Origin of the sequence: Methylobacterium sp. PvR107, from assembly GCF_017833295.1 — a bacterium.
Taxonomy (GTDB): domain Bacteria; phylum Pseudomonadota; class Alphaproteobacteria; order Rhizobiales; family Beijerinckiaceae; genus Methylobacterium.
The window spans coordinates 5,396,540-5,421,042 of sequence record NZ_JAFIBW010000001.1 but is presented as its reverse complement, the minus strand read 5'-3'; the positions used below and the strand labels follow the sequence as shown (position 1 = coordinate 5,421,042).

Below are 24,503 nucleotides of genomic sequence, written 5' to 3'. Positions count from 1 at the left end.
TCGGGCATGGCGCCGTCCTCGGAGATGCCGCGCTGCCCTGGGTCACTTCGCTGCGCGCGTGATGACGACGAGGATGGGATCTGCCCCGTCGGCAAACGATATCCCTATGCCGGCCCCTAGGCCGACAGGGTCCGGCGTACTCTGCGCCAGCCCGCGACAATGCCCGTTCCCACGATCCCCGCCGCCAGAAGGTTCAGGATCCATTGGGCGGCGTCGTGCAGGGGGCGGCTGCTGCTCAGCCCCGGCAGGTCGAGACGGTGAGCGGCGTCGAACAGCCAGCGGTTGATCCGGCCGGACCGGTCCAGGCGTTGGAGGATGGCCCCGTCCCGCGGATCGATGTGGAGCCAGGTGGCGGCGGGGTCGTCGAACCGGACGCGCAGGACCGGCAGCGGGCGCGGATCGCTTCCGTGCGGGTACCAATAGGTGTCGAACGCCGTGAGGCGCCCCACGTCGCGCACGACACCGCCGGGCACGGCCCGGCCGGCGGCCGCTGCGATGGCGTCGGACGCCAGCGCAGCGCCATCGTCCGCGCGGCGGGTCCGCGCCCCGTCCGGCGCGTCGGCGACGATCCACCAGAACCCGCCGATGGCGGCAAAGCGCAGCGCCTGGGTCCCCGGGTCGGCGAAACCGCGCAAGGCTCCGGCGTCGAGGCCGAGGGCGGGCGGTGAGCCGGCATAGGCGGTGCGTATCTCGTCGGGTGCGGCGGTCGACGCGAACCAGCGGTTCGGGTTCATCGAGATCCAGCCGCTGAGGATGAAGGTGCTGAGCCCGATCCCGCCCGCGAGGCCGAACAGGTGGTGCCAGCGGGCGAGCCCCCGATAGGGCGTCACGGCTCCCCCCGCATAACGGCGCCGGAGTCGCAGGCGCCAGAGGCCGATCGCGAACCCGCTCACCGCCCCCAGGGCGGCGAAGCCCGACAGCCACAGCAGGAGTGTCCGCCACAGCTCCGCACGGGCGCGGAGCGGCGTGAGGTAGATCCAGTGCGCCACCGCGCCCACCCAGTTCCAGGCCCGCTCGAACCGGGTCGTATCGAGGGTGATCGCGCCGGTGACCTGCGACACGTAGAGTTCGGTCCCGGCCGTGTCGCCGAGGGCGACCTTCAGGAAGGGCCGCAGGGGGTTGTACCGGGCTGTGACGGTCCACTGGTCGCGCTCGACCAGTGCGACGCGGGCGTTCGGAAACCCCGAGGCCGCGAGGTTCAAGGCCGCGTCGGGGGTCACCGGGCCGAGCCGCGAACCGGTGCGCGCCGAGACCGTCACCTGCCGCCCATCGCGGCCGGCGATCCGGTAGACGGGCTCGACGCCCTGCATCTCAAGGTCGAAGGCTGCCGGGACGCCCACGAGGCCGCCGGCGCGGAGCGCCTCGTCCGGCGCGAACACGACCTGCTCCCAAGCGACAGGCGGAAGCCGCGCCAGACGCTCCGCCTCGGTGAGCGTCGGGAACGGCACGTAGAGCATCACCAGCCCGGAGCCGATCCATGAGGCAAAGAGCAACCCGGCGGTGATCCCGGACCAGCGATGGAACAGGAGCAGGAAGCGCCGGCCCGCCTTGCCGAGCCGCCGCGATCGCCTCACCACGTCACCGTGTAGGCGACCTCGACCGAGCGCGGCCGCCCGAGCAGCCAGTTGGTGCCGACCCCGTTCACGGCGTTGCCGGAGATCGCGTAGACCTTGTCAAACAGGTTGTAGACCCGCAGCGACAGCCGCGACTCCGCCGAGACCTGATGGTCGAGCACGAGGTTGACGAGGTTGTAGGCCGGGCGCCGCGCCATGTTGCCGAAGTCGCTGTAGACCTGCCCGACGTTCTGGAGCCCGACCCGCGCGGTCCAGTCGCGCGCAAAATCCCAGGTCAGCCAGAGATTGGCCACGCGCTCCGGCACGTCGATCGGCTGGTTGCCGGCATAAGAAACGGTGGCGCCCGCCACCGTCTGATCGAACCGGTCGTATTGCGCATGCAGGAGCGCGAGGTTGCCGTCGAGCCGCCAGCCCGGCGCGAAAAGCCAGCCGAGCGCCAGCTCGAAGCCCTGCGAGGATTGCCGTCCCACCTGCGTGGACAGCGTCGGCTGGCCCGGCACAGCCGAGATCAGGTTGTCCTTGACGATCCGGTAACCCGCGATTGTCCATTCCAGGGCGCCGTCGAAGGCCAGCCCCTTGGCGCCGATCTCGACCTGATCGCCGGTTGCGAGCTTGAATCCGGCCAGCGACTGATTTAGCGTGATCAGGCTGTTCACCGGATCGGTGGCGAAACTGTACTGGGCGTAGAGCGCGCTGTCCGGCGTCGGGTTGTAGACGAGGCCGAACCGGTAGCCGAGGGCGTGGTAGGTCTTCTCGAAGCGCGATCCCGACTGCAGATCCTCCCGGTTCAGCGTCGGCACGTCGAGGCGCACGCCCGTAAGGAAGGCCAGCCTGTCCGACAGGATCAGCCGGTCCTCGGCGAAGACCGAGGCCTGGCTCGTCTGGGTGGCGTAGGCCGGCCGCGCCCGTCCGTTCTGCGGGAAGTAGCCCAGATCGTAGCCGGTGAGCGGCACGCTGGTATTCTGGTCGAAGTAGAAGTTGTTGGTGTGCCGGAAATCGATGTGGTTCACGTCGAATCCGACCACGAACTGGTTGGCAAAGCCGAAGAGGCTGCCCCGGAACGTCGCGTCGAGCCGGTCCCCGACCTGTTCCTGGCTGTGATAGATCTCGAGGTAGTCGCCCCGGTCCACCAGCCCGGTGCCGCGGTTGTACGTGTACTGCTCGACATCGAGCCAGTGGCGCCGGCTGGTCAGCCGGTAGGCGGTGTTGCGGATCGTGATGTCGGCCGAGGGCGACCACTCGGTCTTGAGCTGGGTCCAGTTGTCGACCCAGGTGATCTTCGCGTCGCGGACGTTGTAGTTGTTGAACCGGATCAGGTCCGGGATCCGGCCTTCGACCAGCGGTGTGCCCCAGTAGCGGGCCGGCTCTTGGTAGCCGAGATCGTGACTCAGCGTGAACGCGAGATCCGGGCTCGGCTGGAACAGCAGGGCGGCCGAGACCGCGAGGTTACGAAAATCGCCCTCGGGGCGGATCCAGCCATCGGCGCGGTTGCCGCTGACGTTGAGGCGGTACGCGAAGGTGTTGCCGAACTCCGCTTGGCCGATCCCACCGCCGGAATCGAAGGCAAGCCGCGCGACGCCGTCGGTGCCGACCACCGCGCGGGCAGTGTTGATCGGCACGAAGACCGGCTTCTTGGGCACCACGTTGATGACGCCGCCGATGGCGCCGTCGCCATAGAGCACCGAGGACGGCCCGCGCAGCACCTCGATCCGCTCGACGTTCCAGGTATCGAACGGGAAGGTGACAGTGTTGGCGCCCACGTAGAAGCGCGTGCCGTCGTAGAGCTGCTGGATCGAGTTCGGGCCGGCGAAGCCGCGAGACGTGAACGCGCCGTTGCCGTTGCCGGGAGCGGCAATCGTTGTGATGCCGGTGGCGTCCTGGGTCACGGCTTCGGCGATCGTGTCCTGGCCGCGCATCCGCGCGGTCTCGCCCGACACGATGTCGAGACTGGCCGGCGTCTCCAAGGGCGTCAGGCCGATCCGGCTCGCGGTCCGGTCGCGGGTGCGCAGGTTGAGGCTGTTCGGGACGGCACGGTCCGTGCCGTCCTCGCCCTCAACCGAGAGCTGGTCGAGGGTGACGGTGTCCTGCGCGGCGGCCGGGCTCGCGAGGAGCGCGAGGAGCACGCCGCAGAGCGGTGCGGGCCTGCCGCCGGATCTCGGGCGGATGGTCGATGGTGACATGGCAGGAAAGGTCCATGCGCGGCGCGGGCCGGCCAACCCGTTCTAAAGGCAATGTAATAACATTACAATTGCTCGGCCGCATCAAAAGCTCGGCGGGCACAGGCGCGTGAGTGCGCGTGGCGGCCCCGGAAGCGATCGATACGGTGAGGACGGGCATCGGGATCGGTGTCGCGGGCGCGCTTGCTGTGGCACGTCACCGCGAACGAGGCCTCGCCGACCGCGCGGATGCACGGGCGTCTCGACACCCGCCAGGACAACCCCGCCCAGCGCGTTTCGCGTGTGACCACGGCTGACGGCAGGTCTCCTGGCTCGCGGGTCGCCGCCCTCGCACCGTCTTCCCGGGTCAGCGACCCAGTGACGTGGTGGTGAAGGGCTCGCCGCTTACAGTTGCGGGGACAGCCGCGGCCTCGAGGCGAGCCCCTCACCGCGTTCCCTTTTGATCCCCGAAGGGAACCGTCGACGATAAGCTTGGCCTTAAGGTTTGTCCGCGTCAAGCCGTACGACGCCGCAACGCGGTCCATGGACCCCGCTGGTTCTCGATGCAGTGGATTAGACGGCGGTGATCCGCATGGTGACGGCCATGCGCGCGCATTGACAGGTGCCGCGGAATTGTAAATTCGATGTTCTCATAGCAATTTTTGCCTATATACGTGTAATAACACGATATTTATTTATATTAAAGCCAAAAAGGATGACATCTATATCGATGAGTGTGTCGTGTAACCTTTAGTGCGTTGCTGCGTATGTAAGGTATGTCGTGAGACGATGGGATGATTACGATTTTACGGACAAAGGTTAAGTATCCGGACAGGACCATGATGTTTTGATTGGAGCAAAATACGGGAGAGCATCATAGTGATGAGCTACAAACTGGAAAATCCCGGCCATCCAGGCGGATATGTGCGGCGTAATATCATCGAACCGCGCAACTTGACCGTCATGGACGCGGCCGGCTTGCTCGATGTGCCGCGTCAAACACTGTTCGATGTCCTCAATGAGGAGGCTGCGCTGTCTCCGGAATTGGCCTTGCGGATCGAGACGGTGTTCGGGGTCGAGATGCAGACATTGATGGAGATGCAGACCCAGTTCGACATCGCCAACGTGCGCAAGCGCTGTCAGAACCTCCAGAGCGAGCTCGCCGCCAAGGCGAGGTTCCATCTGGCCGCTTCGGAGGCTCAGGACGCGAGCGCCCCGCCTCCGATGATCATCCGGCGCGGACGGACGTGACCGGTCCGCCCAGGCCGGCCCCGGTTCCTCCCTCCGCCTTTGCCGCTGCGCCGGGGCGATGCTACAGCCGGGCAACCCCATCGGTCCCGACGTCCGCGACGCCGCGGCCTATGCGTCCGGACGTCCCGTCCGAGGCGGTGACGGGTGCCGGCGGAATCATGAACACACGACCTCCCAGAAGCGGCGGACCGAAGGGGCGTAAGCCACAGGCCGGCAAGGTCCAATCGGGCGGCCGGGCGCGTACCGGCCCGCGCACCAGCGCCAGCGACGCTGCCGAGCGCGCCGCCCGCAACCGCGGCGACGATGCCGGCGCGCGCGATCCCTGGGGCGGCGCGGCGCCCGCCGCCGCGGCACCGGCCCGGGCACCGAAATCCCGTGCTGCCGCCGCGGGGCCGCAGGCCCGCCGCGCAGCGCCGGCCGGACGGGGAGCGCCGGGGCCGAAGCCCGCGGCAAAGCGGCCGGAGGCCCATGCCCCTGCCCCTGCCCCGGCTCCTGCCGCCGGGCCCACCCGCCGCGAGCAGCGCGCCGCCGCCTCCGCGACCCTTGCCTCGGGCGTCCAGACCCTGACGGTGGAGGCGGACGAGGCCGGCATGCGCATCGACCGGTTCCTCACCGCCCGGTTCCCGCTTCTGCCCTTCACCCGGGTGCAGAGCATCGTCCGCAAGGGCGAGCTGCGCGTCGACGGCAAGCGCGCCAAGCCCAATGACCGGCTGGAGCCCGGCATGAGCGTGCGCGTGCCGCCGCTGCGCCTCGACCAGCCCTCCGAGCGGCCACGCAATCCCGCGCGCGAGCAGGACGACGCCGAATTCATCCGGTCGCTGATCCTCTACGAGGATGCCGACATGATGATCCTCAACAAGCCCTTCGGCCTCGCGGTCCAGGGCGGCTCCGGCACGGTCCGCCACGTCGACGGCCTGCTCGCGGCGCTCACCGGACCGGACGGGCAGAAGCCCCGCCTCGTCCATCGGCTCGACAAGGACACGGCTGGCTGCCTGATCGTTGCCAAGACCCGGCTCGCCGCCGCGACCCTGGCCAAAAGCTTCCGCTCACGGGCCGCACGCAAGATCTACTGGGCGCTGACCGCCGGTGTACCCCGGGTCCGGCAGGGCCGCGTCTCGACCTACCTCGCCAAGGAGGAGGCGGCCGACGCCGATGCACGCATGCGCGTCGCCAAGCACGGCGACGAGGGCGCGAGCCACGCGCTGACCTACTATGCGATGGTCGATCAGGCGGCCCAGAAGCTGTCCTGGCTGTCGTTCAAGCCGGTCACCGGGCGCACCCACCAGCTGCGCGCCCACGCGGCCCATATCGGCCACCCGATCGTCGGCGACCCGAAATACTTTTCCGTGGAGAACTGGGAGCTGCCGGGCGGCATCCAGAACCGGCTCCACCTGCTGGCCCGGCGGATCGTGATCCCGCACCCGCGGACCGGCAGGCCCGTGGACGTGAGCGCGCCGCTGCCGCCCCACATGGCCCAGAGCTGGAACCTCCTCGGCTTCGATGCCGCCCGCTACGACCCGATCGTCGAGGCGCCGGAGGCCTGAGCCAGGAGCCACGGCACGATCGCGTCGGCGAGGGCGTCGGGGGCTTCCAGCGGCAGCATGTGCCCCGACCCGTCGATCACCGTCAGGCTTGCACCCGGGATGCCGTCCCGAAGCTCCCGCGCCTCGTCGAGGCCGCGCAGGGCGTCCCGGGCCGCCGCCACGACCAGGGTCGGGCAGCGGATCGCGCCGAGCCGGTCGAGGTCGCTCGCGCGGGCCTGTCCGGCCTGACGCAGGAAGACCGGGCCGCCGAGTCGGTCTCCCATCCGCCGGATACGCGCGATCAGGTCGATGTCGCCCGCCCGCTCCGGATGCACCGATCGGAGGATCGCCCCGCGGCTGAGGCCGGCAAAGCCCTGCTCGCGGACCTGCGCGACGGCGATCGCCTTCCGCGCCGCCTGGGCACGGGTATCGGCCCGCGCAGAAGTGGCGATCAGCACCAGCGCCCGCACCCGCTCCGGCGCGCGCCGCGCGATCGCCCGGGCCACGTAGCCGCCCATCGAGAAGCCGACCAGGGCGAAGCGTTCGGGCGCCTCCGCCGCCACCCGGGACGCCATGTCGGCGATGGCGGCGTCCCGGCTCAGATCGCCGTGGTGGACCGCGCCGACTCGCGCGAGCTGGGCCGCCATGTCGGTCCAGAGGTCGGAATCGGTCATGAAGCCAGGAAGCAGAACGAGATTCATCGCCGGATCACGACACCCTGCCCTTGGACAGCCGTTGCGCGACTGATCGACCGCGCTACGCTACCCGCGCTCGAGTTCGCGCCATCATCCGAGAGTCTCGCGCCGCGCATGCCTTGGCAACCGGTCGCCCCGCCTCATATGCTTTGCCATGCCCCGCCGATCCGTCGCGGGGCCGGTTCCCCGCGGTTCGAGACCCTGACGCATGAAGCTCGCGATGCTGGCCTGCCTCGCCGCCCTGTGCCTCACCGGGCCGATCGCGCACGCCGCGCCGGGCGAGCAGGCCAGACCCGCCCTGCCGGCGACCGCCCCTCACCCGACCGAGGCGGCGGCTCCGCATCCGCCCACGGGTCCCGGAGACGCCGCGGCACCGGCGCAGGCCGGGCCGCGCCCGGCTTCCGCTGGCCGGGCCGAGCGTCGGCGCCGCTCCTATGCGGCCTGCAATCGTGCCTCGCACCAGCGCGGTCTGCGCGGCGGCAAGCGTCGGCGCTTCCTGATCCGGTGCCGGCTCGGGTACGAGCGCACGCGCGCCCAGGCGGTGCAGCCCGCCCCGGCCGGCCAGCCGGTGCCGCCGGCCCGCAAGCCGTGATGGCGGGCGATCCGCGCGCGGCCTCCGGGCGACCGCGAATTCCCGGCCGCCGATGAAGCTCGTCGTCTTCGACGTCGACGGCACCCTCGTCGACAGCCAGCACCTGATCGTGGCGGCCCAGGGCCTCGCCTTCGCGGAGAACGGCCTGCCGGCCCCCGGCCGGCGGGAGGCCCTGTCGGTGGTCGGTCTCTCGCTGCCGCAGGCGTTCCGGCGCCTCGTCGGCGAGGACGGACCGGTCGACGCGCTCTCGGAGAGCTACAAGCAGGCCTACAACCGGCTGCGGATCGACCCCGCCTACGAGGAACCGCTGTTTCCCGGGATGGCCGAGCTGCTCGCCCTGCTGAAGGCCCGCGACAACGTGCTGCTCGGCCTCGCCACCGGCAAGTCGCGGCGCGGCGTCGACCGGCTGATCGCGCATCACGGCTGGGAGGACTGGTTTGTCACCACGCAGAGCGCCGACGATGCGCCCTCCAAGCCCGATCCGGCGATGCTGCGGCAGGCCATGCGCGAGGCCGGCTGCGAGCCCGAGGCGACCGTGATGGTCGGCGACACCACCTTCGACATCGCCATGGGGGTTGCGGCCGGCGCCGCCGCCGTGGGCGTGGCCTGGGGCTATCATCCGCCCGAAGCGCTCTACGGGGCCGGCGCCGTCACGGTGGTGCCGAGCGCCGACGCCCTCGAGGCGCAGCTCCTCGACGGTACGGATTCGATTCGCTGAGGCGGCACTACTCCCGCAGGCTCGCGAGCACTGGCCAAGGCTCGCGTGTGCGGCCGCGATCGCCTATCTCGTGTCCATGAGCGATGAGACGACAGACTGGCTCGGCGGACCGGGCGAGAATGAGCGGCCCGATCCGATGCGGGCAGCCCGCGGCCATGCCAAGCCCGCCCTGCCCCGGCGCTTCTACACCGAGACCGGCTTCTCCGAGGAGACGGGCGGGTTCCGCCTGACCCTGGACGGGCGTCCGGCGAACACGCCGGCCCGCAATCCGCTGCGCCTGCCCGACCGCGCGCTGGCCGAAAAGATCGCGGCCGAATGGGCGGCTCAGGACACGCAGATCGATCCGGCACGGATGCCGCTCACGCGGCTCGCGAACACGGCCATCGACGGCGTTGCGCCCCGGCACGCGGCCGTCGTCGACGATCTCTGCGCCTATGCCGCCACCGATCTCGTGGCCTATCGCGCCGGGGATCCGGAGCGGCTGGTGGCGGCGCAGGGGGCCGCCTGGGACCCGATTCTCGCCTGGGCCCGGGACGAGCTTGGCGTGCAGGTGATCCTGAGCGAGGGCATCCGGCATGTGGAGCAGCCGCCCGGCACCGTGCGGGCGCTCTCCGATGCGGTGGCGGCCGTGACCGATCCGTTCCAGCTTGCGGGCCTGCACACCCTGACGACGCTCACCGGATCCCTGCTGATCGGGCTGGCCGTGCTGCGCGGCCATTTGACCCCGGCGCAGGCCTGGGCGGCCGCCCATGTCGACGAGACCTACCAGGCGGAGGTCTGGGGCCGGGATGCCGAGGCCGAGGCGCGTCACGCGGCCCGGCGCTCGGAATTCGAGGCCGCGGCCGATTTCGTCGGTGCCCGCCGCTGACGAAATCCGGTCGCCCGGGGCCGATTGCGCAGGTGCAATTGCGCAACAATCCCGAACTCGCGGTGCGCGGCGTGCGCTGCCGGCTGACTCTGCGCGATGACTGATTTAGGGTCCGAATCTGTTGTGTTCAGGTCGCCCATGCGCAGAGATCAGTCCATCCAATGCAGATTCGAGCATGAGTTGGCGGCGCTGATCGCGCCTCAGCACATATCCCGAGACGAGCGTGCCCGCCATGCGCTGTTCGACGCGCTCACGGAACTCGAGGGCCGGGCGCGGACGGGAGGCGCCTCGGAACGGACCATCGGTAAGATCGCAGAGCTTCGATTCCTCAGCGGGATCCTGCGGGAGGCGGTGCGTCCCTACCGGGCGGTGTCCCTGCGGACGATCCTTCGCGTGCGCGAGCGCGTGAACGGCTGCACAATCGCCCGGGCCTCGGTGACGGCCGAGTTCGAGGGCCGCTGACGGACACGGGAGCCCTATCCGGACGCCGCGAGGGCGGCCTCGATTCGTGCCTCCAGGGCCGCAGGCTTGGTTCCAGGCGCGAAACGGGCCAGCACCCGGCCATCCCGACCGACCAGGAACTTGGTGAAGTTCCACTTCACCGCGCGCGTGCCGAGAAGGCCGGGTCGGGCCCGGGTGAGATGGGCATAGAGCGGATCGGCCCCGGGCCCGTTGACGGCAACTTTGGCGAGCACTGGGAAGGTGACATCGTAGGTGAGCGAGCAGAAGCGCTCGATCTCGGATGCATTGCCCGGTTCCTGGGCACCGAACTGGTTGCACGGAAAGCCCAGGACCGTGAGGCCCGCCGCCCTGTGGCGGCGCCAGAGCGCCTCCAACCCTTCGTATTGTGGGGTGAAGCCGCAGCGTGAGGCCGTGTTCACGATGAGCAGCACCTGGCCGCGATGCTGCGCGAGCGGATAGGGCTTGCCGTCGGCGGCGGCGACATTGAGATCGTAGATTGCTGTCATGCCCGATCCCTTGGCCAACGGGAGCGCGCATGCAAGGCTCAGGGCCCAGTTCGCTCCCGCGCGCCCGCACTGCCGACGAAGAGCGGCGGAGGGTCCAATCCGAATGACGCTTCAAAATGTCAACTGGATTATCGTCAAGGCGGCACGTTCGGCATTAAGCCTCGACAGCCGCGGCTACGATCCTCCGCACGGCCGCGAGCGAAGGTTGGCTGCATCCCCCTGTTGAGACCTGACCGGGGTGCGTGGATGCCGCGCTTTCATTTCCAGGTCCACGACGGTTGTTCCGCGCTGGATGTCGAGGGCACCGAACCCCCGGACTGACAGGCCGTCCGCCTCGCCGGCGATATCCTGAAGCCCGACGCGCACCGCATCACCCTGTCGCTGATCGCCGCCCTTCACCGGGGTGGGCCGGATCTGGATCGCGGGCGTCGATGCGCAGCTGCGGGATGGCGCGGTGACGCGAGACCGGCCGCACGTCGCGTTCAGGCAGGAACCTTCTCCACGTCGAAGCTCGGTCCCTGCGGAGTCATCCTGTCGCGGGATATGATGCGTTCGTCGGCCCCCACCACCCCGAGGCTGACGTCCCGGTCCGGGAGGATGACGGTGGTGCTTTTGTTGATGTGCACCAGCACGTGCCGCCGCAGCGGCACCGAAGCCGCGGCCCAGCGCTTGAGCTGCCCATAATACGGCTCACGCCGCCAGGCGTTGGCCTGCCCGGGATCGACCTGCACGTTCATGTTGCGGGTCACGGGATCAAGGCTCAGCACCATCTTGGCGCGGTCCGGCTTCCATTCCGGCCCGAGCCAGCTTTCCGTCATCCACAGGCAGTGGAACGCGCGGCAATGGTCGGGCCGAGTGGCGTGGATCGCGCAGCCCTGTCCGGCCTTGGTGTGGCGGCACCATTGCCCGGCGACGCTCTCGACCGCCGGAACGTCGTAGACCTTGCAGCAGAGCGTGCAGGCGCCGCAGGTGCGGCCGGGCGCGGGTTGTGCGACGAAGGCTTCGGGATTGAGCATGGTTCGTGCGTCGCGAGAGGCAGTCGCTTCCGGCATGCGTCCGGCAATGGCCGGCCGCGGATCCGCCGGACTACCTGCACGGGCATCGGGTCGCTAGTGTGGCGGCCGCTCTCCCCTCTTCAAGAGGACCGTGCGATCCATGCTGTCGAACCTCGCAACCCGCGACGTCGAAACCCTGCTCCACCCTTACACGAACCTGTCGGCGCATCGGCACACCGGTCCGCTGGTGCTGGAGCGTGGCGAAGGCGTTCACGTCTACGACACGGAGGGCCGCCCCTACATCGAGGGCATGTCCGGCCTGTGGTGCACGGCGCTCGGCTATTCGAATGCGGAGCTCGTCGAGGCGGCTCGGGCTCAGATGGGGCGGTTGCCCTTCACGCACCTGTTCTCGGGCCGCAGCCACGACCCGGGGATCGAACTCGCCGAGACGCTCAAGGAGCTGATGCCGGTCCCGACCTCGAAGATCTTCTTCACATCGTCGGGTTCAGAGGCTAACGACACGCAGGTCAAGCTCACTTGGTACTACAACAACGCATTGGGCCGGCCGAAGAAGAAGAAGATCATCGCCCGCCAGAAGGGCTACCATGGGGTCACGGTGGCGAGCGCCTCGATGACCGGGCTCGCGGCGAACCATGCCGACTGGGACCTGCCGTTGCCGGGCTTCCTGCACGTCGCCGCCGCACACCATTACCGGGGTGCCGGGCCTGGTGAGAGCGAGGAAGCCTATTCGGCTCGGCTCGCCGCCGAGCTGGAGGAGACGATCCTGCGCGAGGGGCCTGAGACCGTCGCGGCGTTCATCGCCGAGCCGGTGATGGGGGCGGGCGGCGCGATCGTGCCGCCGCGCGGCTATTTCGCAGCTATTCAGGCGGTGCTCGCCAAGTACGACGTCCGCCTGATCGCCGACGAGGTGATCTGCGGCTTCGGCCGGCTCGGCACGTGGTTCGGCAGCGAGGCTCTGGGCATCCGGCCGGACTCGATCTCCTTCGCCAAGGCGCTCACCTCCGCCTACATGCCGCTCGGCGGCTTGAGCATCGACGAGCCGCTCTACGAGGCGCTCATCGCCCAGAGCGAGAAGATCGGCACGTTCGGCCACGGCACGACCTATTCGGGCCATCCGGTTGCGGCCGCGGTGGCGTTGAAGGCGATCGAGATCTACCGGCGCGACCGGGTGATCGAGGGGGCCGCCGAGAAGGCGCCGCTCTTCCAGGGCCGCCTGTCGGCCCTCGCCGAGCACGCCATCGTGGGCGAGGCCAACGGCATCGGGTTGATCGGCGGCCTGGAGATCGTGGCCGACAAGGCCAGCAAGCGGCAATACGACCCGAAGGCGGGCGTCGCCGCCCGCTGCGTCGCCTTCGCACAGGGCGAGGGGCTGATCGTGCGGGCGCTCGCCGGCGACCGCGTCGCCGTCTGCCCGCCGCTGATCATCACGCCGGACGAGATCGACGCGCTGTTCGACCGGCTCGGTCGGGCGCTGGACCGCACCCGCGACTGGATCCGCGCCGAGGGGCTGGAGGCGATGCCGGGCTGAGGTCCGTCTCGCGCGCGCAGCGTGAAGACGGAAGAAAAACATCGTCATTCCGGGTTCCGCTGCGCGGCCCCGGGATGACAGCGTTCAGCACGACAGCTCCAGCATGACGCCGGCCTCTACGGACGCCGCTCTCACACGGCGTCGCGCTGTGCCTCGGGCTGACCCGCCGCCTGGATCCCCGCCGGGGTCAGCGGCGTGATGCGCAAGGTCGTGATCCGGTTCTTGGCCTTCCGCAGCACCTGGAACCGGAAGCCGTGGAAGTTGAAGGCCGTCCCCTGATCGGGGATCGTGCGGGCCTCGTGGATGACGAGGCCCGCGATGGTGGTGGCCTCCTCGTCGGGCAGGTTCCAATCCATGGCGCGGTTGAGGTCACGGATCGGCACGCCGCCGTCGACGTTCACCGAGCCGTCGCCCTGCGGACGCACGCCCGAGACGGTGACGTCGTGCTCGTCGGCAATGTCGCCGACGATCTCCTCCAGGATGTCTTCCAGGGTGACGAGCCCCATCACCTCGCCGTACTCGTCGACCACCAGGGCGAAGTGGGTCTTCTTGGTCAGGAAGGCCTTGAGCTGCGCGCGCAGCGACGTCGTCCCCGGCACGAACCAGGTCTCGAGCGCCAGCGCCTCGACCTTGAGACCTGAAGCGTCACCCCCGGCGGCGTCGAGCGCCCGCAGCAGGTCCTTGGCGTGGAGCACGCCCACGATGTTCTCCGGCGTGCCGCGCCACAGGGGCATCCGCGTGTAGGGCGAGGACAGGACCGCGCGGACGATGTCCTCGGACGGCTGGTCGGCGTCGATCGCCCGCATCTTGGTGCGGTGGACCATGACGTCGGAGACCGTCAGGTCCGACAGGTCGAGCAGGCCGCCCAGCATGTCGCGCTCGGCCTTGGCGACGCCGCCCTCGCGGTGCATCAGCGCCACCTGCCCGCGCAGCTCCTCGGCCGCGGTGAGGATCGACTGGTGCTCGCCGATGGTGACCCCGAAGGGCTTCAGCATCAGCCGCACCAGATGCTCGATCGCGATGGCGAGGGGGCCCATCAGCGCGACCGCGAAGGCCACCGGCCGGGCGGTGAGCAGCGCCGCCTTGTCGGGCTTGGAGATGGCGAGCGTCTTCGGCAGCACCTCGGCGAAGACGATGACCAGCACCGACATGCCGATTGTGGCGTAGATCACGCCGCTCTTGCCGAACAGGGCGGTGAGCACGCTGGTGGTGAAGGCCGAGGCGCCGATCGCCACGATGTTGTAGCCGATCAGCATCGCCCCGATGAACCGCTCGCGGATCGCCAGGATGCGGTTGACGATCGCGGCCCGTGGATCGCCCGCCTGTTCCAGGGCGTGCATCCGCGCCCGAGAGGCGGCCGTGAAGGCGGTCTCGGCCCCGGCGAAGAAGGCCGAGAGCAGCAGTGAGATCACCACGATGCTCGCGGCGAACCACAGGTCGATATGGGTTTCCATCGGGTCCGTCAGGGGGCGCCTCTCGTGCCGGGTCGGTCGCCCATATAGCGGGTCCCGCGACTTATTGCGCGTCGATCCGGCGCACCGTCCACGAAGCCCAATAGACCGGACGGCCGTAGAGGCTCGACGCGTCGCGGCCCGAGGCGGTCGGCGCCAGCCGGTCGAGCCAGGTCAGGAACCCGGCCGTGCCCGGGTAGATCAACGGCGTGTCGAGGTTGCCCTCCGCGTCCGTCATCCAGAAATGCGCGCTCCGGTCGTAGCGGCCGCTGCCGTCGCCACCCGAGCGCAGGCCGAGATAGGCCGGCGAGCGACCGGCCTCCACCGGGTCGGCGTAGAGCTTCAGGGCCCCGATCCCGTCGAGATTCATGTCGGCCGTGTATTGCAGGCAGATATCGGCGACCGGGCCGCCGGGAGCGTTGGCCGGGCGCTGGCACGTGTAGGAGATCGCCCAGCGCTGCATGCCCTTGCCCCGCGCCATTCGCACGAGGGTCCCGGGCGGCAGCGGACCGGCGAGCTTCCGCGCCGCGGACCAGACCTTTGGCCCCGCCAGGTCCTGGGCCGTGCGCAGGTAGAGCGCGGTCCGCCGTTTCTCGGGCGGGAGGCCGCAATCCTCAGGGAGCACGTCGGTATAGACGTAGTGGTAGATGCGCTCGACGATGCTGATCGAGCCTGCGAGGCCATGGGTCTCGAAGGCCGGCGCCGTACAGGCCGAGGCCACCGGCTTGCCGGTCTCGTCGATCACCGCCGCCGGGCTGGGCGGATCGCTCCGTCCGCGGCCCGAGCCGGCCTCGAACGGCGTCCAGGTGAGGCCGTATCCGTCGGGGGTGCGGGTGCGGATCTCGAAGGTCTGGAAGTCGAGGGTCCGGGCCTCGATCTGCACGCGGCGCCGGACATCGGCCGGGCCCGCGCCGGCACCGTCCGGCTCGGCCTGTCGGCGGCCGCGCCTCCGACGCCCCTCCGGCGCGTCGTTCCCCGGAGCCGCGGCACCCACCCGCTCCTGGCCGAGCAGGAAGACGTAACTGTAGGCTTCCCCGGCCCAGTCCCGGCCGGAGACCGCGATCGGATCGCGCGGGCCAATCCCTTCGGCCGAGGGGGTCGGCTCGGACCAGCCGCGGGTCGGTGCCCGCTCCTCCGGCAGGTCGACCCAGAACCGATCGGCGGAGGGCGGCAGCGTCGTGGCGAGTGCGTCCAGGTTGCGGCCGGTGCGCAGCGAGCCGCCATCGCGACTGTCGGTGGCACGCCGCTCCGGGCAGGGCTCGTCGCGCCGGCGGGACGCGATCGGGGTCTGGCCCTGGAAGACCGCCTGCAGCGGGCCCGGCGCCTCGGTCCGGCCGAGCCGCAGGATCTGGACGCCGCGGGCGAACGCGCAGGGGGCCGGCGAGATCAGGACTCCCTCGGCCTCCGAGCCTTCGCGGCAGATCTCGAGGCCGCCGCCGCCGGTGATGAAGCAGCTCGGCGCGCTGGCCTCGTAGGCGGCGGGGCGGGCCGCGGCGGGCTGCGGCGACATCGACGCGAGCGCGACCGAGGCGCAGAGCGCGGATCCGGCGGCCAGCAGCGCACGCGGCGCGCCGGCCCCGGACGGGAAGGCGCGTGGTCTGAGTTCGACGGTATCGGCAGGTGACGCTTCGGTACTCTTTGGGGAATTCACGTCTTTCGCCGATGGTGTCACGGTTGTCGGAAAGATCTCGCAGCCTCTAGCCGAAGGTCGGTGAACCGGGAAGAGGCGCGGACCACGCAGCCTGCCTTCGATGGGGAAGGCGGCGAACCCGTTGCCCCGCTCGTCCGTTGTCGCGGCTTGAGGGCCCGATCGGCCCGACCCAGTCAGCGTTCGGAGACCCGCGCATGGATATCGCCGTCGAAACCGTCACAGAAATCATCGTGCGGCTGCGGGCCGTCGAGGTGAAGGAAGGCAATACCGATCCGGATTCGGGCTCGAACCCGATCGACGACGGCGCCACGGATGTGCTGATTTCGGGCACCGACGATGCGACGGAATCGGAGGTCCGCAGCTTCATCGCCGGGCTCGACGACGATTCCCGCGCGGAGCTGCTGGCCCTGTTTTATGTCGGGCGCGGCGACATGGAGCCGGAAGAATGGGGTGAGGCGGTGCGCTTCGCCCGGGAACGCGAGGCTGCCGGAGAAGGCACGATGATGACGCTCCTGGGTTCGCCGATCGCGGGGGACATGCTGGAAGAGGGGCTCGACGCGTTGGGGCTCAGCCCCGAATTGCCGCAGGCCTGACCGGTCGCGAATGCGATGGCCTCACGCGTGCGCAGGGGCGCCATCAAGGCGCTGCGGGTTCTCATCCGGCCGGTCCGGCGTGCGCAGGGCTATGGCGGCAAGGGCCGCGGTGGGCTCGTGGTCGAGCCCTACCGCGGCTACGGCTCGCGCGACGAGATCTTCCTGATCGGCCGCGTCTTCCGGCAGTCGCCCGGCATACACGGGGAGGATCCCGAGTCCCTGCGGGCCCAGTGGCGCGACCTGCGCCGCCGCATCGCCCGGCGGAAGGTTGCGGGGGCCGCGGTCACCGCCCGGTTCGGCGGTGATGCCGCCCGGGTCGAGACGGACCGCGACGGCTATTTCCGCGTGCACCTGCATCCAAGTGGCCTCCCGACCGGCGCGGGCGCGTGGCACGGGGTCAGCCTGGTGCTCGAGGCGGACCCGCCGATCCCGGCCGAGGGCGCGGTGTTCATCCCGCCGAGTGGCTGCCGATACGTCGTGGTCAGCGACATCGACGACACGGTCATGCGCACCGGTGTCGCCAACAAGCTGAAGATGCTCTGGCGGCTGTTCGTCGAGGATGCCGAGAGCCGCGTGGCGTTTCCAGGAGTCGTCGCCCTCTACCGCGCATTGCATGCCGGCGCCGGCGGCAGCGAGGGCAACCCCATGCTCTACGTCTCCCGCGCGCCCTGGGGCCTCTACGAGATGCTGTCCGAGTTCTTTCAGCGCCATGGCATCCCGGCCGGGCCGGTGCTGTTCCTGCGGGAATGGGGCCTGTCGTGGACGCACCCGCTGCCGCGCCGGGCGACCGACCACAAGCAGGCGCTGATCCGGCACATGCTCGCCCTCTACCGCGACCTGCCCTTCGTGCTGATCGGCGACAGCGGCCAGCACGATCCGGAGGTCTACGCGCAGATCGTCGAGGAGAATCCGGGCCGGGTCCTGGCGGTGTATATCCGCAACGTGTCGCGGGATGCCGGCCGGATCGAGGAGATCGTCCGGCTCGCCGGGGCCGTGGCCCGGGCAGGCTCGAGCCTCGTTCTCGCGGCCGACAGCGTCGCGGTGGCCGAACACGCCGCGTCCCTCGGCCTGATCGCGGCCGACGCCGTGGCCGGCGTCGCCGACGAGCACGCCGCCGACGCCGAGACCGGGCCGCGTCGGGAGACCGCCCGGATCACCCCGGAGCCGCCGGGCTCTGACGGCGACGCGGCCAAAACCCCGATCGCACCGGAGGCGATCGCGGACGCGTTGGCCGGTGACGGCGCCGTGCCGGCGACCGTGGTGGTCGAGCCTGAGAAGCCCGCCGTTCTCTCGGGCCTCGGATCCTGAGCCCAGACCCTGGAAGGGCACCGGATCGTAAGCTGCGCCCTCATCGGCGCTGTCGCCATTCCGATCCTGCGCGGAAAGCCTGCAAGCTTGCGCCGAGCTTGTGCTCACGAAATGGTGCAATGCAGCATCGCTATGCCGAGGGTTCACATCCCGGTCCCGATGCCTACGTTCGGGCGCTCGCATGCTGGTCCATGCACTTCGAGACTGCTGGAGCCCATCCGTGCAAACCTACACCCTCGCCATCGCCGACGGCGTCCTCTTCGCTTGCCTGCCCGACGAGGCCGATATCACGGCCGCGATCACGGAGGCGGCCGCCACCAATTATGGGTTCGGCCTCAGCCTCGACATCGTCCGCGGTGCGACCCTGACCAATGCCGCGAGACCCGACGACGAGGTCGTCTGGCGGGAAGGATCCGACAGCGAGCTTCTGGACGCGCACGGTCGCCGCTATCGATACGCGGTCCGCCGCCCGAGCTGACAGCGCGCGGGCTGGGCTGGCGTCGGCATCGAATCCGGCGGTCCGGTGTAGCGGCCGCGCCGCACCTTTCGCCAAACGACAGCCGTCGGGCCGCCGACGCTTGACTGGCGGGTCCGCGGGGCCATCGTTCCGGGATGCTGGACCGCACACCCGCCGAGACCCGCGCCATGCGCCCGATCCTGAACGGCCTCGCCCTCGGGCTGGCCCTCCTCTCCCTCGCGCAGCCGGCCCTCGCCCGCTCGGCGCGGGAGGATATCGAGCCCGCCGAGGAGCGGGAATTTCCGTTCGACGCGCAGATTCCCGGCTGCCAGGACCCGTCGGTGCTGGAACGGGTCTCGACCAACTTCGCCGAGAAGGAGGCGAAGTTCTGGAACTCGTCGATGACGATTGTCTCCTTCGACACGATCGAGCGCACCGCTTGGCGGCCCTGGGGTCTCGACACCTATCCCCGGCGCTTCTGCACGGCGACCGTGACCACGTCGGATGGCTTGCGCCGGAAGGTCGATTATTCCGTGCGCGAGAGCCTCGGCATCATCGGGGCGACCTGGGGCGTGGAATTCTGCGTCCATGGTCTCGATCGCGATCTGGCTTACGCCTATGCGACGGCCTGCCGGATGGCGCGGCCCTGACCATGCGTGGCCTCGCCGCCTGCCTCGCCGGCCTGCTGCTCGCCGGCCCGGCCGCCGCGCAGGATTACGGCGGCTTCGCCCGCCGGGGCGCGCCCGGCGAATTCGATTTCTACGTGCTCGCCCTGTCGTGGTCGCCGACCTATTGCGCCGGGGCAGGCGAGCGCCGGGACGACGTGCAGTGCGCGCCGGGGCGAGGCCTCGGTTTCGTCCTGCACGGACTCTGGCCCCAATACGCGCGCGGATATCCCGAGAATTGCTCCGCGGTGGCGCGCCCGCCGACCCGGCAGGCGATCGAGGTGGCCGGGCAGGTCTATCCGAGCGAGGGCCTCGCCCGCTACGAATGGCGTAAGCACGGCACCTGCTCGGGACTCGACCCGGCCGCCTACTTCAACGCCGCCCGGGAGGCCCGGCTCGCGGTGACGATCCCGGAGAGCCTCAAGGGCGGCGGCTCGGCACAGACCCTGGCGCCCATCGAGATCGCCCGGCAATTCGTGGCCGCCAACCGCGGCCTCCGGCCCGACATGATGGCGGTCACCTGCACGCGGGGCCAGCTGCAGGAGGTGCGGGTCTGCTTCGGCAGGGACCTGCGCGGCTTCACCCCCTGCCCGGAGGTCGCCCGCACCAATTGCCGCGCGCCGGAGATCACCCTCGGCGCCGCGCGCTGAGATATTTCGGCCGTTTCGGCGCGCAGCGCTGGACCCGAGACGCGGGATCGGCTTGAGCCCGTCTCCATGAATTATCGGCACGCCTTCCACGCCGGCAACCACGCCGACGTCCTCAAGCATCTCGTGCTCGCGCGCGTGCTCGATCACCTGCGTCTCAAGGACAAGCCGTTCCGGGCACTGGACGCCTTCGCGGGGCTCGGCGTCTACGACCTTGAGGCCGACGAGGCGTCGCGCACCGGCGAGTGGCGGGACGGCTGGGGCCGGATGGCCACCCCCTTCGCGCCGGACGTCGAAGCGCTCCTTGCGCCCTACCGGGCAGCCGTGGCGGCAGTCCAGGCACGCGACGGGGCGACCGCGTATCCGGGATCGCCCGCGATCATCCGCGAGGCGCTCCGCCCCGGCGACAAGGGCGTGTTCGTCGAGCTGCACCCGGCAGATGCCGCCACCCTCGGGGCGCGCTACGAACGCGATCCGCGCACGAAGGTGTTGAACCTCGACGGCTGGATCGCGGTCAACGCGCAGATTCCACCGCCCGAGCGGCGCGGCTTCGTGCTGATCGACCCGCCCTACGAGGTGCCGGGCGAAATCGAGCGGCTCGGGGCCCACCTCGCCCGCGCGGTGGCGAAGTGGCCGACCGGCCTGTTCCTGGCCTGGTACCCGATCAAGGATGCCGCCGTCGTGGAACGCATGGTCCGGGATCTCGACGCCGCCCTCCCCCGCCCGGCGCTGCGCCTCGACCTGCTGATCGACCGTCCGGACGATCCGACACGGCTGACCGGCAGCGGCCTGATCGTTGTCAACCCGCCCTGGCGGCTCGCCGAGGAAGCGACGATCTTCCTTCCCGCTCTGGCCGAGCGGCTGGCGCGTCATGAGTTCGGAGGATTTCGCTGCGATCCGATCGGCGCTTCGGCCTGACGCGACAGCATTGCGCAGGTCGCACCAAGCTGTTCGAAACTCACCGCAATGAAAGCGAGCGGCCGAGAGGAGAAATGTGGCTGCAAAGTCACATTTCCTGTGCGAGTGTTGTGCGGGATCTCGATCTGCTCAAAAAATATGCAAATGCTCGATGTTTAGTTTTGTGTCAATCGCCCTGCGATGTCAGCTTGACCGTGAGCGAACCCGAACGAGCTGCGACATCATGCTGAAGCGATCCACCCTGGCCGGCCTGGCCACCGTGCTGCTGTCCTCGACCAGCATTCTCGCGGCCGATCTGGCCGCCCCGGCTCCGACGCCTGTTCCGCCCCCGGCCGAACCCTGCAAGGCCACACTCCTCGGCCCGGCTTATAGCGGTGTGATCAAGGCCAATCCGAACCCGACCTGCTTCTCCGCGGGCCCGCTCGGCGACCTCTACGTGGGCGGCGCCGTCACGGGCTACGGCTACACGCAGACAAACCCGTTCGCGTCGTTCTCGACCCCGGCGGCCCCCAACGACCGCGACCGGTCCGCACGATTCGATTTCTCGAACATCCAGGGCATCATCCAGAAGCCCGAGGGCGCGTTCCAGTTCTACATCCAGGCCGGTGGCTACTCGATCCCGCAGCTCGGCTTCCCGACCCTCGGAACCTTCACCCAGACCGACCTGCTGTTCGGCCCGGTGCCGGTCGCCTACGGCAAGATCCAGATCAACGATGAATGGTCGATTCAGGGCGGCCGCTTGTTCACCCTGATCGGCACCGAGCTGCTGTTCACCTACCAGAACCTGAACATCAACCGCGGCCTTCTGTTCGTGCAGGAGAACTTCATCAACCAGGGCGTTCAGGTCAATTACAGCAGCGGCCCGCTCTCGGTCTCGCTCGCCGGAACCGACGGGTTCTTCTCCAACGAGATCACGTGGTTCACCGGTAACGTCGCCTACAAGCTGGACGACTACAGCACGATCGGCGTCAACGGCGGCCTGAACGTCGGCCGGACCAACGCCCTCGACCGGAGCCCGCGCTACCAGTTCGCCACGCCGAACGCGCAGCAGAACAGCGGCATCTTCAACATCAACTACACCTACGCGAACGGCCCCTGGATCATCTCGCCGTACTTCCAGTTCACCAATGTCGAGCGCGACCTGCGCGTCGGGATCGGCAACACGGCCTCGACCTATGGCGGCGCCCTGCTGGCGGCCTACTCGTTCACCGACAATTTCGCGCTGGCCGGCCGCGTCGAGTACACCGAGCAGACGGGCGTCCGGGGTTCGGGCGGAACGAACCTGCTGGGCTTCGGCGCCGGCAGCAACGCGTTCTCGGTCACTGTCACGCCGACCTTCACCTTCGATCGCTACTTCTTCCGCGTGGAGTACGCCCATGTGGAGCTCGGCGGCATCACCCGCGGCAACCTCGCGGAGGGAACGCTCGGGACCGGCTTCGGGCGGACCGGCAATCGGACCTCCCAAGACCGTTACATGGTCGAGACCGGCATCACCTTCTGATCCGGTCTGACGGCCGGTCCTCGGGCCGGTTCCCGACAAGCCCTCGGCGCACTGCCGGGGGCTTTTCGTTTCCGGGCGGAAGAAGCCCCGTCCGCAGCGGCGCGGGCATGCGCCGCGGCCGGCAGGACGGTTCCGGCGATCACGCTCGCCGAAGCAGGCGGCGCCCCGGCCTGTGCCCCTCCTCCCCGGAATCTTGGAAGCCGAGTTTCTCCAGAAGACCCCAGGACGCGATATTGGCGGGGCGGCACTCCGCCACGACGCTCCGTGCCGGGAAGCGCCCGCCCAGGAATGCGATGACCGCCGAGACGGCTTCGAAGGCATAGCCGCGCCCGCGGGCGGCGCCGCCGATCCAGTAGCCGATCTCGATCACGCCGGCCCCGCGCAGATGGGTTCCGACCACCCCGACGAGGTCGCGCCCCGCCGAGGACTGCTGCGCACCGGTCCCGCCTGATTCCCGCGTCCAGGCGCCGAGGAAGCGGTCCTGGCCGCGGGTTCCGCTACGGATCAGATCCTCGGCATCCTGCAGGGTGAACGGGGCGGGCAGGAAGTCCACCGCCGCGGTGATTGCCGGATCGTCCGTAAGGCGACGGAGGGCTTGCGCATCCTCGAGCCGGAGGGCCGCAACCGACAGGCGCGCGGTCTCGATCGCAGGCAGATCGGCAAGGCTGTCGCGGGCGGCGCGGATGGTGAACATCCCCTCGATGTGGGGTGCCGGCCGGGACGGAAAAGGCACGAAGCCGGCCCCCCCGATCATCCCGCGTGATGCGCGAACCTCTCAAGAAGTCTTCGCGCCACGGTCGCAGACATGCTGAACGGGAACGGTTGCTTAACCTGAATCCGTCTTCATTGGCGCATCAGGTTGCGTTCAGGCAAACGGGTGCGTCGATGCGGGTGCGCGGTACGGGTCAGATGTTGCGGACGCTGTCGCGCGTCGCCCTCATCGGCATCATTGGCGGTGCAGCCGCTGCCTGTTCTTCGGACGCGTCGCGTCTGAGCAACCCCTTCTCGAACCCGTTCGATTCGGAGCCCGCCGCCACGGGAAGCCTGCCGGATGGCAGCCTTAAATCCGTGCCCCCGGTCCGGACCGGCCGCATCCAGTCGGAGGCGCTGAGCCCGCCCGGCGCCCCGCGCCCGGTCGCGGCCGCCGCGCCGGCTCAGACACATGCCGCCGCGCCCGCGACCCGCGTCGCCTCCACCGGCCCGGTCGGCTGGAGCGCTCAGGGTGGCACGCAGATCACCGTGTCGCAGAACGACAGCCTGAACCAGATGTCCACCCGCTTCGGCGTGCCCGCCTCGGCGATCCTGGCCGCCAACGGCCTGACCAGCGCGAGCCAGATCACCCCGGGTCGGCAGCTCGTGATCCCGGTCTACAACGCCTCCGGCATGAACCCGGCCGCGGCCCCGATGACCGCTCGCCCGGCCCGGGCGGCCGAGGAGAAGCGCGAGGACGCCAAGCAGGTCGACAGCAAGCTCGCCACGAAGCGCGAGGAGGCCAAGGAAGCCGCCAAGCGCGAGGAAACCAAGCAGGCCGCCAAGGAGACCGCGAAGGAGACGTCCAAGCGGGCCGCCGCCGAGAAGGAGGCGGAGCGCAAGGAGGCGCTCGCCCGCGACGCCGCGGCCCGGAAGGTCGCAGAGGCCAAGACCCGCAAGGACAACGCGGCGAAGGACGACGAGAAGCCGCGGCACGTGCGCCCCGGACAAGTCGCCAAGGCTGACGAGAAGAAGGCGGACCCCAAGGTCGAGGCGAAGGCCAAGGCTGAGGCGAAGGCGGAGGCTAAGGCGACGGAGGCCAAGGCCGAGGCGAAGGCCGCCGCGAAGGCCGAAGCCGCGCAGAAGCTTGCGGAAGCCAAGGCCGCCAAGGAGGCTGCCCAGAAGGCGGCCGCCGCGGAGAAGGTCGAGAAGGTCGCCGCCAAGGAGGTTCCGAAGCCGGTTGCGGCGGCGGCGCCTCCGGCCAAATCCGAGCCCGCCGCCACTGGTTCCGTCGCCGATGCGACGCCGTCGGAGAGCTTCCGCTGGCCCGCCAAGGGCCGGGTGATCGCCGGCTACGGCAGCTCCGGCAACGAGGGCATCAACATCGCCGTGCCGGAGGGCACGCCGGTCAAGGCGGCCGAGGAAGGCACGGTCGCGTATGCCGGCTCGGACGTGAAGGGCTACGGCAAGCTCGTGCTGGTGCGCCATGCCAACGGCTACGTCTCGGCCTACGCCCACAATGGCGAGATCGACGTGAAGCCCGGTGAGAAGGTCAAGCGCGGCCAGACCATCGCGAAGTCCGGCGCCTCCGGCAACGTCACCTCGCCGCAGCTGCACTTCGAGATCCGCAAGGGCGGCTCGCCCGTGGATCCGATGTCCCAGCTCGCCAGCAACTGAACGGTGCGGATCCGGCCGTGACCGGCGGCGGTCCCGAGAGGGGCCGCCGCTCGCGT

Annotated in this window: 23 protein-coding genes and 1 riboswitch; of the genes, 15 read left to right on the top strand and 8 right to left on the bottom strand. The window is 69.8% G+C overall.

Annotated elements, in window-relative coordinates; translation table 11 throughout:
- Nucleotides 1-116 precede the first annotated feature (116 nt).
- Nucleotides 117-1,577 (bottom strand): PepSY domain-containing protein, encoded by a 1,461-nt coding sequence (locus JOE48_RS25615; RefSeq protein WP_210033959.1) that lies wholly within the window; start codon nt 1,575-1,577, stop codon nt 117-119.
- Nucleotides 1,571-3,754 carry a TonB-dependent receptor gene (locus JOE48_RS25610; protein ID WP_210033957.1) on the bottom strand — a complete coding sequence of 728 codons (2,184 nt, stop codon included), beginning with the start codon at nt 3,752-3,754 and terminating at the stop codon, nt 1,571-1,573. The genes JOE48_RS25615 and JOE48_RS25610 overlap by 7 nt, the downstream gene beginning before the upstream one ends.
- 276 nt (nt 3,755-4,030) lie before the next feature.
- A riboswitch (cobalamin riboswitch) is annotated at nt 4,031-4,227 on the bottom strand.
- Nucleotides 4,228-4,612: 385 nt separating this feature from the next.
- Here JOE48_RS25610 and JOE48_RS25605 point away from each other — a divergent pair.
- Nucleotides 4,613-4,981 (top strand): HigA family addiction module antitoxin, encoded by a 369-nt coding sequence (locus tag JOE48_RS25605; protein ID WP_210033955.1) that lies wholly within the window; start codon nt 4,613-4,615, stop codon nt 4,979-4,981.
- A 158-nt stretch (nt 4,982-5,139) separates the two neighbouring features.
- Nucleotides 5,140-6,525: an RluA family pseudouridine synthase gene (locus JOE48_RS25600; RefSeq protein ID WP_210033953.1), complete on the top strand. Its 1,386-nt coding sequence runs from the start codon at nt 5,140-5,142 to the stop codon at nt 6,523-6,525.
- Here JOE48_RS25600 and JOE48_RS25595 read toward each other — a convergent pair.
- Entirely contained in the window at nt 6,492-7,205 is a 714-nt protein-coding gene (locus JOE48_RS25595) for an alpha/beta fold hydrolase (RefSeq protein ID WP_210033951.1), read from the bottom strand. The genes JOE48_RS25600 and JOE48_RS25595 overlap by 34 nt on opposite strands.
- Before the next feature lie 202 nt (nt 7,206-7,407).
- On the opposite strand from JOE48_RS25595, the gene JOE48_RS25590 reads away from it, so the two are divergent.
- From JOE48_RS25590 to JOE48_RS25575, 4 genes are all read left to right on the top strand, one after another.
- Nucleotides 7,408-7,791: a hypothetical protein gene (locus tag JOE48_RS25590; protein ID WP_210033949.1), complete on the top strand. Its 384-nt coding sequence runs from the start codon at nt 7,408-7,410 to the stop codon at nt 7,789-7,791.
- A gap of 52 nt (nt 7,792-7,843) precedes the next feature.
- The gene (locus tag JOE48_RS25585; RefSeq protein WP_210033947.1) at nt 7,844-8,509 is read left to right on the top strand and encodes an HAD-IA family hydrolase; all 666 of its coding nucleotides are present in this window, start codon (nt 7,844-7,846) and stop codon (nt 8,507-8,509) included.
- 76 nt (nt 8,510-8,585) lie between these two features.
- The gene (locus JOE48_RS25580) at nt 8,586-9,377 is read left to right on the top strand and encodes an ATP12 family chaperone protein (protein WP_210036052.1); all 792 of its coding nucleotides are present in this window, start codon (nt 8,586-8,588) and stop codon (nt 9,375-9,377) included.
- A gap of 180 nt (nt 9,378-9,557) precedes the next feature.
- Nucleotides 9,558-9,839, top strand: a complete 282-nt coding sequence (locus JOE48_RS25575) for a hypothetical protein (RefSeq protein WP_210036144.1) — start codon at nt 9,558-9,560, stop codon at nt 9,837-9,839.
- A 14-nt stretch (nt 9,840-9,853) separates the two neighbouring features.
- Here the strand turns inward: JOE48_RS25575 and JOE48_RS25570 are convergent, their stop codons facing one another.
- Nucleotides 9,854-10,345, bottom strand: coding sequence for a glutathione peroxidase (locus tag JOE48_RS25570; RefSeq protein WP_210033945.1), 492 nt, complete (start codon nt 10,343-10,345; stop codon nt 9,854-9,856).
- Between the two features lie 482 nt (nt 10,346-10,827).
- Nucleotides 10,828-11,361 carry a hypothetical protein gene (locus JOE48_RS25565; protein ID WP_210033943.1) on the bottom strand — a complete coding sequence of 178 codons (534 nt, stop codon included), beginning with the start codon at nt 11,359-11,361 and terminating at the stop codon, nt 10,828-10,830.
- 139 nt (nt 11,362-11,500) lie between these two features.
- On the opposite strand from JOE48_RS25565, the gene JOE48_RS25560 reads away from it, so the two are divergent.
- Complete coding sequence (locus JOE48_RS25560; protein ID WP_210033941.1) at nt 11,501-12,889, top strand: aminotransferase; 1,389 nt, start codon at nt 11,501-11,503, stop codon at nt 12,887-12,889.
- A 131-nt stretch (nt 12,890-13,020) separates the two neighbouring features.
- On the opposite strand, the gene JOE48_RS25555 is transcribed toward JOE48_RS25560, so the two are convergent.
- Nucleotides 13,021-14,343, bottom strand: a complete 1,323-nt coding sequence (locus JOE48_RS25555) for an HlyC/CorC family transporter (protein WP_210033939.1) — start codon at nt 14,341-14,343, stop codon at nt 13,021-13,023.
- A 61-nt stretch (nt 14,344-14,404) separates the two neighbouring features.
- Nucleotides 14,405-15,850 (bottom strand): hypothetical protein, encoded by a 1,446-nt coding sequence (locus JOE48_RS25550; protein WP_210036051.1) that lies wholly within the window; start codon nt 15,848-15,850, stop codon nt 14,405-14,407.
- A gap of 335 nt (nt 15,851-16,185) precedes the next feature.
- On the opposite strand from JOE48_RS25550, the gene JOE48_RS25545 reads away from it, so the two are divergent.
- The 7 genes from JOE48_RS25545 to JOE48_RS25515 all read left to right on the top strand — a co-directional run bounded on the left by JOE48_RS25545 (nt 16,186) and on the right by JOE48_RS25515 (nt 22,080).
- Entirely contained in the window at nt 16,186-16,584 is a 399-nt protein-coding gene (locus JOE48_RS25545) for a DUF3775 domain-containing protein (RefSeq protein WP_210033937.1), read from the top strand.
- A gap of 15 nt (nt 16,585-16,599) precedes the next feature.
- Entirely contained in the window at nt 16,600-17,892 is a 1,293-nt protein-coding gene (locus tag JOE48_RS25540) for an App1 family protein (RefSeq protein WP_210033936.1), read from the top strand.
- 220 nt (nt 17,893-18,112) lie between these two features.
- A complete protein-coding gene (locus JOE48_RS25535) occupies nt 18,113-18,370 on the top strand; it encodes a hypothetical protein (protein ID WP_210033935.1) in 258 nt (85 codons plus the stop codon).
- A gap of 167 nt (nt 18,371-18,537) precedes the next feature.
- Nucleotides 18,538-18,999: a hypothetical protein gene (locus JOE48_RS25530; protein WP_210036050.1), complete on the top strand. Its 462-nt coding sequence runs from the start codon at nt 18,538-18,540 to the stop codon at nt 18,997-18,999.
- A 2-nt stretch (nt 19,000-19,001) separates the two neighbouring features.
- Nucleotides 19,002-19,664 (top strand): ribonuclease T2 family protein, encoded by a 663-nt coding sequence (locus JOE48_RS25525; protein ID WP_210033934.1) that lies wholly within the window; start codon nt 19,002-19,004, stop codon nt 19,662-19,664.
- A gap of 66 nt (nt 19,665-19,730) precedes the next feature.
- The gene (locus tag JOE48_RS25520) at nt 19,731-20,579 is read left to right on the top strand and encodes a 23S rRNA (adenine(2030)-N(6))-methyltransferase RlmJ (RefSeq protein WP_210033933.1); all 849 of its coding nucleotides are present in this window, start codon (nt 19,731-19,733) and stop codon (nt 20,577-20,579) included.
- A gap of 223 nt (nt 20,580-20,802) precedes the next feature.
- On the top strand, nt 20,803-22,080 hold the full coding sequence (locus JOE48_RS25515; protein ID WP_210033932.1) for a porin: 1,278 nt from the start codon (nt 20,803-20,805) through the stop codon (nt 22,078-22,080).
- A 139-nt stretch (nt 22,081-22,219) separates the two neighbouring features.
- Here the strand turns inward: JOE48_RS25515 and JOE48_RS25510 are convergent, their stop codons facing one another.
- Nucleotides 22,220-22,774, bottom strand: a complete 555-nt coding sequence (locus tag JOE48_RS25510) for a GNAT family N-acetyltransferase (RefSeq protein WP_210033931.1) — start codon at nt 22,772-22,774, stop codon at nt 22,220-22,222.
- 191 nt (nt 22,775-22,965) lie between these two features.
- Here JOE48_RS25510 and JOE48_RS25505 point away from each other — a divergent pair, with 191 nt between their 5' ends.
- Nucleotides 22,966-24,447 carry a peptidoglycan DD-metalloendopeptidase family protein gene (locus JOE48_RS25505; protein WP_210033930.1) on the top strand — a complete coding sequence of 494 codons (1,482 nt, stop codon included), beginning with the start codon at nt 22,966-22,968 and terminating at the stop codon, nt 24,445-24,447.
- Nucleotides 24,448-24,503 lie beyond the last annotated feature (56 nt).